The sequence below is a fragment of the Candidatus Borrarchaeum sp. genome, assembly GCF_019058535.1.
In the GTDB taxonomy this organism is placed as follows: domain Archaea; phylum Asgardarchaeota; class Sifarchaeia; order Borrarchaeales; family Borrarchaeaceae; genus Borrarchaeum; species Borrarchaeum weybense.
The window spans coordinates 1-9,664 of the sequence record NZ_JAHPYX010000270.1 but is presented as its reverse complement, the minus strand read 5'-3'; the positions used below and the strand labels follow the sequence as shown (position 1 = coordinate 9,664).

9 protein-coding genes and 1 pseudogene are annotated in these 9,664 nt (G+C 36.0%); 5 read left to right on the top strand and 5 right to left on the bottom strand.

Features of this window, described 5'->3' with window-relative positions; all coding sequences use genetic code 11:
- Positions 1-697 (top strand): MFS transporter (locus QVB70_RS17260; protein ID WP_287588886.1); only part of this gene is annotated, 697 nt, incomplete at its 5' end.
- A 96-nt stretch (positions 698-793) separates the two neighbouring features.
- Here QVB70_RS17260 and QVB70_RS17255 read toward each other — a convergent pair.
- Complete coding sequence (locus QVB70_RS17255; RefSeq protein WP_287588883.1) at positions 794-1,735, bottom strand: carbohydrate kinase family protein; 942 nt, start codon at positions 1,733-1,735, stop codon at positions 794-796.
- A 144-nt stretch (positions 1,736-1,879) separates the two neighbouring features.
- Between QVB70_RS17255 and QVB70_RS17250 the strand changes: the two genes are divergently transcribed.
- The 3 genes from QVB70_RS17250 (at position 1,880) to QVB70_RS17240 (ending at position 5,786) form a co-directional block, all read left to right on the top strand.
- Positions 1,880-2,938, top strand: coding sequence for a phospholipid carrier-dependent glycosyltransferase (locus tag QVB70_RS17250; RefSeq protein ID WP_287588880.1), 1,059 nt, complete (start codon positions 1,880-1,882; stop codon positions 2,936-2,938).
- A gap of 285 nt (positions 2,939-3,223) precedes the next feature.
- Positions 3,224-5,026, top strand: coding sequence for a hypothetical protein (locus tag QVB70_RS17245; protein WP_287588877.1), 1,803 nt, complete (start codon positions 3,224-3,226; stop codon positions 5,024-5,026).
- 121 nt (positions 5,027-5,147) lie between these two features.
- Complete coding sequence (locus tag QVB70_RS17240; protein WP_287588874.1) at positions 5,148-5,786, top strand: DNRLRE domain-containing protein; 639 nt, start codon at positions 5,148-5,150, stop codon at positions 5,784-5,786.
- A 54-nt stretch (positions 5,787-5,840) separates the two neighbouring features.
- Here QVB70_RS17240 and QVB70_RS17235 read toward each other — a convergent pair whose 3' ends face one another.
- Both QVB70_RS17235 and QVB70_RS17230 read right to left on the bottom strand, forming a co-directional pair.
- A complete protein-coding gene (locus tag QVB70_RS17235) occupies positions 5,841-6,788 on the bottom strand; it encodes an amidohydrolase family protein (RefSeq protein WP_287588871.1) in 948 nt (315 codons plus the stop codon).
- A gap of 175 nt (positions 6,789-6,963) precedes the next feature.
- Positions 6,964-7,092 (bottom strand): hypothetical protein, encoded by a 129-nt coding sequence (locus QVB70_RS17230; RefSeq protein WP_287588869.1) that lies wholly within the window; start codon positions 7,090-7,092, stop codon positions 6,964-6,966.
- A 320-nt stretch (positions 7,093-7,412) separates the two neighbouring features.
- Here QVB70_RS17230 and QVB70_RS17225 point away from each other — a divergent pair, with 320 nt between their 5' ends.
- The gene (locus QVB70_RS17225) at positions 7,413-7,994 is read left to right on the top strand and encodes a Rab family GTPase (protein WP_287588865.1); all 582 of its coding nucleotides are present in this window, start codon (positions 7,413-7,415) and stop codon (positions 7,992-7,994) included.
- Between the two features lie 369 nt (positions 7,995-8,363).
- On the opposite strand, the gene QVB70_RS17220 is transcribed toward QVB70_RS17225, so the two are convergent.
- Together QVB70_RS17220 and porA are read right to left on the bottom strand one after the other, a co-directional pair.
- On the bottom strand, positions 8,364-9,254 hold the full coding sequence (locus tag QVB70_RS17220; RefSeq protein WP_287588862.1) for a 3-methyl-2-oxobutanoate dehydrogenase subunit beta: 891 nt from the start codon (positions 9,252-9,254) through the stop codon (positions 8,364-8,366).
- A gap of 4 nt (positions 9,255-9,258) precedes the next feature.
- Positions 9,259-9,664, bottom strand: a pseudogene (porA, locus tag QVB70_RS17215) (pyruvate ferredoxin oxidoreductase); the annotation flags it as partial.

Here is a 9,664-nt window from a genome sequence, read left to right as displayed (position 1 = left end):
GACTACTACACTCCTCTTTGTAATCTTCGCACCTGAAAAAGAAGTAAGTAAAGCAGAAAGCGTCACAACGGATGATATAAAGGATTTTTTCAGCAAAGATAACTTAAAGGATATCTTTTCGAATCAACGATTTGTGATATGGGGACTAATTTTTGCCGCGTTCTATAATATAGATTCTGGTATGACAGACTTCTTTTTTGAGCCATGGATGGTCATGAAATTCGGAGCCACTGTTTATCAGGTTGGTGCATTTACTGCGGTGACCTCTATCTTTGCTATAGTCGGAGCAATAATTGGATGGCTACTAGGGGAAAAAATACAACAATTCGGTCAGAAAAAAGTGTTGTCAGTTGCCTTACTTTGTTTCGCAGCTGGATATGTTCTCACTGCACTCGTGACCACTTTGACAGAGCTATATTATGTCTGGGTGTTCATATTCTTAGCTGTTGGCTTTGGAAGAGTTGCTCAGATTGCAATATTCATGGATATAACGAAACCAAAAATTGCAGGTATTATGTTTGCACTCTATATGGCATTTTTGAATATTGGAACATTTGTTGGTCGCGGACTTGCTGGAGTTGTTGTTCCAAGCCTTGGCATGGAAGGTACATTTTTCCTTGTGGCAACATTTATGCTAGTACTTATTATCCCTGTTAACTTGATTGATACTGAAAAGGCAAGAGAGATCTATCTATAAACAATGATTTTTCACCCTTTCTTTTCATTTTTTTTGTTCTTATATATTAGAGTGTTTTCTAAGCGATTCTATACCCTTTGCTTGAGCAGTTCTTATTTAATCTAATTTCTTAAGAAATGTGCTCAGTTGTGTCTTAGTAGGGCTACCTCTTGTTTCAGGACGTGTAGCATTTAATGCACCAGCAGCATTTGCATGAATTAAAGCATCTTTTATTGAATGTTTTATACTCAGGAATGCAGCAATAACACCGAAAAACGCGTCTCCAGATCCTACTGTGGAAACCACTTTGAGTCCCATTTTTTCCAAGTCAATTCCTGGAATCTTCATTATTTCTTGATTGAAGGCACAAATACATCCATTCTTACCCTGTTTAAAGATTATTTTTAGATTCTTATTAAACTTAGAAATTGATTCGACCGCTTCTGAAAGATCTGTACAACCAGTAAGAGTTTCCGCTTCTACTTCATTAAGAAGTAAAAAATCCACAAAATTAAGACATTTTGAGAGTCCTGATAGCCCCTCACTTATCTTTGTACCAGGATCCCAAAGAATTTCTGCTTTGTATTCACTCCCAAGTTTGGCCAGCATTGTAGCAGTTTCTAAGGGAGGATCGGAAATTGCTATTATTTTCGCTTCTTTAATTAGCGCTATTCGTTCTGGTGATATTATATCTTGTGGTTCTATCTCATTATTTGCACCGAAGTAAGTATGTATAACGTTCTGTCCACCTTCATCGATGACAATATATGCTTGACCAGATTCTATGTTGTCTACGATTTTGATTCCATCTGTAACTACACCTTCTTGTTTCAGTAAATTTATCTGCTCTTTTCCGATCTCGTCATGACCAACTCCTCCAAATATTGCCACGGCATGTGGATCAGAAACTCGCGCTGCTGCTACTGCAACATTTGCTGCTTTTCCTCCAGGAACTCTCCCTATCTGTTTTATCGGGACTTCTTCTCCTATTTTAGGAAACCTCTTTACAAAAAGCTTAATGTCGCTATTAATCGCTCCACAAGTGATAACACTTACCATTTTGTTCATATCCTAGTTGAATCAATAGTCAGATAATTTGTGGTCTAAAGGATAAAAAGCACACTGATTAATCTACATCATAAAATCTATGGTGAAATAAATCAAATAGTAAAAGGACTTAGTTCTTCTAAGAGATGTATGAAATTGCGATTGAATCATTTCATTAATATTGTAAAAGAGCATAAGCACATTATTGTAATTCTTCTTCTATTTTCTACGGCTTTTATTACTAGAATTCTTAGATTAACTCATCCGCCACATATTATCTCTGATGAAATATATTATGTTGTAGCAGCAAGGTCTTTAATATCCACAGGTAACGACCCTAATCTTGTTCATCCGCCTCTTGGGAAATATCTCATAGGTCTTGGAATTCTTATGTTTGGTGACAATTCATTTGGCTGGAGGATTAATGGAGCGTTTCTTGGAAGTTTAATCTCGCCACTTGTTTATTTAATTGGTAAAAAAATTTGGCATGAAAAAGTTGGTATCTTAAGCGGAGTTTTCATCCTTATTGATCCGCTTACTTATGCTATGTCATGCATTGCCATGTTAGACATTTACCTAACCTTTTTCATTACTTTTGCATTTCTTGCCTTCACTTATCAGAGATATTTTATATCGGCAGTATTTTTTGGACTTGCATCTAGTGTGAAATTTGTTGCTGTATTCTCTATATGCGGGGTGGTATTATATCTCCTCTATATAAGGGAATGGAGACTTATTCGATTGTTTGTTAGTGTTCCGATAGCAGTCTTTTTTGTGATAGTTTTACCGATTATGTTCATTGAGGGCATAGGGAAGTGGTCTGCCTATACACTTTTCTATCTAGTATGGAGTTTCGGATTAAATGTTGAACATCCTTTTGCAAGTCGACCAGAGGGCTGGCTTTTTAACATAAAGCCCTTTGTATTCTATCGAAATACTTGTGATCTAATAGCTGTCGCCAACCCATATCTTTATCTTCTTGCTATTCCAACCAGTATATACTTAATCTACTTAGCTATCAAGAACAAAGAGAACAACGTAAATTTCACTGAAATACTGCCAGTCTTGTGGTTCATAACCCAATATGGTTTTTTCTTTCTCTTACCTAGAACTACTCAATTTATTTTTTATCTACTTCCGTCGGTCCCATCCATTCTATTGCTTACTGCACGAGGGATCGAGATAAGTGTGGAGAAGTTATTAAAAAAATCATAAGACCGTGAATTTGGACATTATATTAAATTTCAGGTTCTCTAAAATCTGGCAAAACAACTCATTTTTGATTGAAAAATCTATTATTTCACAATAACTTTTTATTAACAACTTCTAAATCATCATAAACGCAAGTTTACCACGCAACTATGATCAGGTGAATAGTCTACTCCCTTGACTTGCAACAGCAACATTTTCATTTAAACTAATATGAACCAAATTCGAAAAGTACGTAAAAAAAAGAATCTACTAAGTGTTTGGTCCTCTCCTAAGAATGATGGTGTTATAATGGCTAAACTGCTTTTTGATGATTATGACTTCCAAAATAAATGGGTTAGATACTTAACGCATCCAGTCCTTCTTTCATTGTTCAATTCATTGTTAATAATCATTCTAATCATCTTTGGGCTTGTATTTGCAGCAAGAGATGGGAATGTTTTTGTAGGATTACTCGGAGATGGATGGGGTGAAGTTGCAGTAATTGAAGAAATTAGAACTGGCAGAATTTATCCTTTCAGCGATCCTTATAACGCAGATATTACAGAACCCTTATTACATCAACCACCATTATTTTTTTGGACCTGTTTGCTTATTGGTGAAGCATTTAATCTCCCTTCTTTTTGGACGCAGCATATAATGAATATAATCGCACAGTTTTTGTTTCATTATGCATTTTACATGCTTTGCCTTACGATATTCAATAACAAAAAACAAGCCAGATTAGCACTATTTTTTTCCGTTTTTGCGTATTCATTATCCTGGATTCGTTTGTTAGGCATACTTATATTCAATTGGGGAACAGTACAAGTAGGAATAATGAGTATCCTTACAGGAAACACGAATTTAAACGTTGACCCATTTGTGAAAGAGAAGATAAACTTTGTGATGTTTGAATACTGGGATCTACGACATAATCTATTTACTCAAAGAAATTCAAAGCTCTCATACAGTTTTGGTTTCTTTAGTCTTTTGTTTTATAAGAAAATAGAGAGGTTAACCGACTGGAAATATCTTGGCATCTCGGGTGGCTTTTTAGGACTGGCAATAATAACACATCATCTTTCTACACTAGGTTTTAGTGCGATATTCCTCATTTTACTCTTTATCAGGCTTTTTAGAGATAAGAAAATTTCAAGTGAATTCTTAATTCTCTTAATTGGGCATCTAATTGGTTCATTCGTCACAATACCAGTACTTTTGAACCTATCTGGAGGAGGGTCTACGCTCTGGGTATTAGAAAGCCAAACAACAGGTGCTGGATGGGGATTGAGAACTCCTTCAGGAAGACCATCATGGCCATATCCATGGGAGATATTTGAGGCTTATGGCCTAGTATTTCTATTAGCAGTACTAGGGGTCTACTGGCTATATAAAAAAGGAACTTTAGATAAGTTTGGAATTCCTGCAGTTATGGGGTTCTGGGGGATGGTTATTGGCAATTTACAGTGGGTAGGAATAGAATATCAGGTATTATTTCGTCAGACAAATTTCTTGTTCTATGCATTCTTTTTCTATGCGCCTTTTGCTCTTGAATACATATTTCTTAAGTTTGATTTATTTTCTGCTAATAAATCCAAAATAAAACTCTTCGATAGATTAAGAAAACTAAAACCTACACGATTTCAAGCACGGATTTTATTTATTCTTATTCTTCTTATTGGTCTTTTCACTTCACAATTAGTTGGTTTCTTCATTTTTAATCTGCGAAAGACACCGATACATTTCATTGTTGATGGAGATGAATACGAAGGTATTATGTGGCTAGCAGAGAATACAGAAAATTCCCAAATTGTTTATGCCCCAGAAGATGTTTCAAGGAAAATACCCGCATTATCAGGAAACAAAGTTGCGTTAGGTTACGTTTCTTATTACTCTCTTACCAGAGAAGAGGAGCGCGCACTCAGGATAAATGAGAGTTTAATAGTGTTTGGTGAAGGGAGTTATCAAGAATCTGAGATGATAATTAAAAAATACAATTCGAGTTTCTTATTTGTCGTCTTAGATACACTTCCTGAGGATAAACTACAGTTTTTCGAAGGAAGCTTTGCAAAAGTATTTGAGAATAGCAGCATAATGATATTTGTTTTGTAATTTTTGCCCTATATTTGAAATGTTAAATAGTATTAGCTTTCATGATTTTTATACTAAAAATAAGGAGGCGGAAGAAATTAAAAAACCGCTTATATTTGCTGTGTTTATATTAGGTATTCTTTTGCTAACTCCTAGCGCTAAAGCAGAAACAAAGACTTTAGAACCAATTGCCGATTCATTTATTAATTCAGAAAAATCCACTAGTAACTTCGGAGGCCAAGATATTTTACGCGTGACATATCAAAATAGAACCTTTTTTGATGATATAGAACGTCGTGCCTACTTAAAATTCAATCTTTCTGAGGTGTCAAGTGGCTCAACTATTAATTCAGCAACATTGAGATTACATACAGTTGTTGTTACGGAGACAACTAAAATAGGTGCCTTTTACTGTCCTGATAATACGTGGGAAGAGTTAGAGATTACATGGGCAAATGCACCAGATACTTCAGGTGATGCTGTAGACACGGTCTCTGTCGCAGAACCGGGAGAATGGCATGAATGGGATGTGACAAGCATCGCCAAAAAGGATACAACAATTAGCATTGTGCTACAAATAGATGAAAGTGAACAGTCAAAGTCGCCATGGGTTTCATTCCGTACAAAAGAAACCAATAGGGAGCCTCAATTAGTTGTGGATTACACTAGTGATGGCGGTGGTGGCAGGTGTTTAGGTACCATAATGATTGCTTTGATCCCACTGATCGTTGCCTTTAGTTGGTTCGGAAAGCAAAAACTTGCTATAAGATCGATGCCCTAATCTTTTTTTCTTTTTTAGGACATTAAAAGAGTTCTCACATTCTAATCACTATGCTTATAGCCCAAGAAGTTGTTTCGCATTTAGCCCGAGTATCTTTGCCTTGTCCTCATCTTTTAAATGACGTGCTTTTTTAATTACATGGACAGTTATCTGCATATATTCGAGATAATCGCTTCCAAACAGAACTCGATCGAATCCACCAATAGCATCTTTTACTTTATCTGCTAAGATAGGATCTGTAACAACATCTGGTACCGCGGATACCTCAAGCCAAACATTTTCATGTTTTCTGGAGAGTTCAAGGGCATCTTTAAAGAAAATTCCAGGGTTATCGCGACTGTAATATCCAGAATGTGCTAAAACAATAGGAAGATCATTAAAATCCTTAGCAAGAGGTTCCAAATATTTCGGATTACAATATTTTGCTAATTCAGGGATTTCCCATGGACCAGGACCACAACCTGTGTGCACTAATAGAATCTTTCTACGTTTTTCAAAATCTTCACAGACCATTCTAAGATTCTCATTTTCAGAAGGATTGAAAAGAAAAGGCCAAATTTTTAATCCCTTTAATTGAAGTGTATTCAATTCTCTTAACTTTTCTGTAACATATTCTTCATTTTGCAGCACATTAATTGATCCAAAGCCAGTAAATTTATCAGGATGGGTATTAACTATTTCTGCCAATTCTTTAAGAGAGGTAGGGGAACTAGAGGCTCTTTCCTTAAGATAATATTCCAATTCACGCCATGCTTCCTCAAGTTGTGAAAACGACCGACTTGATACACCATTTGGCCAGTAATGGGAGGCCACATCACTCTTTAAAAAGGCGTCTTTTATCCAGTTCTTAATCTCCGGCCTCTTTATAGATCCTCCAAAATCTTTCCCTAATAAAACGCTATGGGAGACGCCTGAAATATCCATTTCTTCGAGAATCTCATTTATGATTAATTTTGAACTTCTTTTTGGATGTACATGAAAATCAATAACTAGATAACTCATAGTCTACGAAAGAATCTTTGGAGATTTTAATTTTTTCTTAGGGGAAAACAAAAAGATATTGTATTAATACTTCAAATTTCAAACCCAAAATATCGTAAAAAATTGTTAATATAAAATAAAACGATATTTGATGAAAATAGATGAACTGTAAATGTGAGAAATAGTGAGTAACGATTTATTCTTCATTTTTCACATACCGCAGATTAACAGATTCTTTAAGCATTTCTTGATCAAACAAATAAGAAATTAAAGAACTAGTTCCAAATTGATTTGTTGTTATAAGTGGCTTTTCACGTTTTGTCATTGGAATCACTCTTAGCTACTAAAGAGAATTTTATTGTACATCTTCGAATTCTATGATAAATGTTATGCTTAAGTTATTTTGCCCATGATCTGCCACTTGCATTTGTATATAATAATCCCTAATGGAGCGCCCGACAATTCTTTGCTTTTAAAATAGGCTTTTAAAGTAATCTATTGAGACATAATAACTGATTGTGTTGCGGAGAGTTTTACTATAATCTTTTTATCTATTCTTAATTAAACGGAGAGTTTTACCAGATTCTTTTTATCTATTCTTAATTCAAATAAGAATTAGGAATAAATTTTTAAAGGGTATTCAGATTGGCGCGCGCAAAAGAAATCCACCAAACAAATGTGAAAGTTAACAAGAAACGTACTTATATTTTTAAGGTAATTGTAGCTGGCGAAGGCGGTGTAGGAAAGACTACTTTAATAAACAGGCATGCCACTGGAAAGTTCAATGTCGACACAAAGATGACCATCGGTGTAGGTTTTCTTATATGTGAAGCAAACCACACGTTTGATGAAACGATTAAGCTTCAGGTCTGGGATTTCGGCGGGGAAAAAAGGTTTCGCTTTCTCCTCCCCACTTATTGCAATGGCGCTCATGGAGTCATCCTAGCTTTCGATTTAACAAGCATTTCAAGTCTACTCAATTTACATGAGTGGATAAAATTGATTAAAGATCATACTAAAAACCCCGTTATTTTGCTCATTGGAACTAAAAGTGATCTTGCAAAAGAAAATGGAGATAATATTATACCAGATGATCTAATTAATCAGTTTTTATTGTCTATAGGTCTTGATCAGTCATTTTTTTTCAAAACGAGTTCAAAAACAGGGGAAAATATTGCAACTGTATTTTCAAGTATATCTTCGCTAATCATGGAATCGCTGATCTGATAGAATTAACGGCTATCTTAATTTTATAGATGTTTCGCAAGAAGACCACCCAACTAGTTTGGGGGATGAATTGCTTGTTTTCACTTTCACAACGGTCTCCAATCTTTAAATAGGTCTTTGCACCTTAATAGTAGGTAGAATTGAGTTGAGGTCACACTCGCCAGTTCTCAAACTACCATCAAGTTCAGGGCAGGGACTGCCCGTCGAGCCTGTTTGACATGTCCCGTTGGGGAATGGATGATTCAGGAAGCCAGCCTACTTGTAGGGTGGTAGTTCACGCTATTATCACAAATAAGAAAAGATCTAAGAGTATAAAAGAGTTGTAAATAGTTATTAAGACCTATGGTCGAACTATTTGCATTAACCGACTTATTCTGTACACGATAATAGTTTAGACCATTTTTCTTCTCTGATCTTCTTGAGTTGTTCAATTTCTTCATCAGTAATATGTGCAAATCTGCCCTGTAACTTCAGATATTCCTCGATTGGTTCTCTTTTCGCTGGGTTAACAAGATACTTGCTCTTACCAGTTAGTGTAAGTTGCCCGTTTTCAATTTCGTAAAGAATCCACATACCTGTAGAAACTGCTTTTCTTCCAACAGCAATCGAAAGACTTGAGTCAACTCTCCAACCAGTCGGGCACATCGACAAGATATGGATGTACCGTGGTCCTTTAAAAGTTTTAGCTTTCTTTACCTTTTGAAATAAGTCTTCAGGAAATGCACTACAAGCTGTAGCTATATAGGGAATATCATGTGCTGCCATAATCCTCGGCATATCCTTTTTTAATTCAAATTTACCTGTGGGAGTTGTTGTAGTTAATGCACCGAAGGGTGTTGCACCGCTTCTCTGATTTCCTGTATTCATATATGCTTCATTGTCGTAGCAAATATAGATAAAATTTGTACCTCTTTCAGCAGCTCCTGACAAAGCCTGCAGACCTATATCAGCGGTTCCGCCATCACCTGCCCAACTTACTACTGTAATATCATCTTTTCCCATAACTTCCAATGCTGCAACAACTCCTGAGGCTGCAGCTCCCGCAGTTTCAAATGGCATATTCAAAACAGGGAACTTGAACGGGGTAGCCGGAAATTTACCAGAGATTATTGTAGCACATGAAGCTGGAATAACTAGAATCACATCTTTACCTAATGCTTTAGCTACTGTACGAAGCGCAACTACAGCTCCACAGCCAGGACACGCTCTATTCCCTCCTAAAATGAATTCTTCTTCTGGAATAATTGTCTTGACACCCATCTTCTCACCTCAATCCTATAAACTCAAATTTTTCTTGAGCTTCGCCTTTTTCCGCTGCAGTTATGGATCTTTTCACAAATTTTTCTATGTGCATTTGTGTTACGTCTCTTCCACCCAGTCCTGCTACAAAGCCGAATAGATTTGGTCTTTGTTTAAGGTTGTATAATGCTCCTTTTACCTCCGTGAACAGGCAGCCTTCATTTCCAAATGAAATGTTCCTATCTATGACTACAAGTGTTTTGCCATTTGCAACATCTCGTAATTCTTCGTTTGGAAATGGTCGAAATACACGAATTTTAACACTTCCGACTTTGTAGCCCTGCTCTCTCAGTCTATCTACTGCCATTTTAGATTCTGAAGACAATGTTCCCATACTTAAAATCAGGAACTTTGCATCATCACATCTATAG

Bases quoted from the DNA above. Each gene is read 5' to 3' on its own strand.
- QVB70_RS17235 (WP_287588871.1), bottom strand. From the start codon at position 6,788: ATGAGTTATCTAGTTATTGATTTTCATGTACATCCAAAAAGAAGTTCA.
- QVB70_RS17255 (WP_287588883.1), bottom strand. From the start codon at position 1,735: ATGGTAAGTGTTATCACTTGTGGAGCGATTAATAGCGACATTAAGCTT.
- QVB70_RS17220 (WP_287588862.1), bottom strand. From the start codon at position 9,254: ATGGGTGTCAAGACAATTATTCCAGAAGAAGAATTCATTTTAGGAGGG.
- QVB70_RS17230 (WP_287588869.1), bottom strand. From the start codon at position 7,092: ATGACAAAACGTGAAAAGCCACTTATAACAACAAATCAATTTGGAACT.
- QVB70_RS17245 (WP_287588877.1), top strand. From the start codon at position 3,224: ATGGCTAAACTGCTTTTTGATGATTATGACTTCCAAAATAAATGGGTT.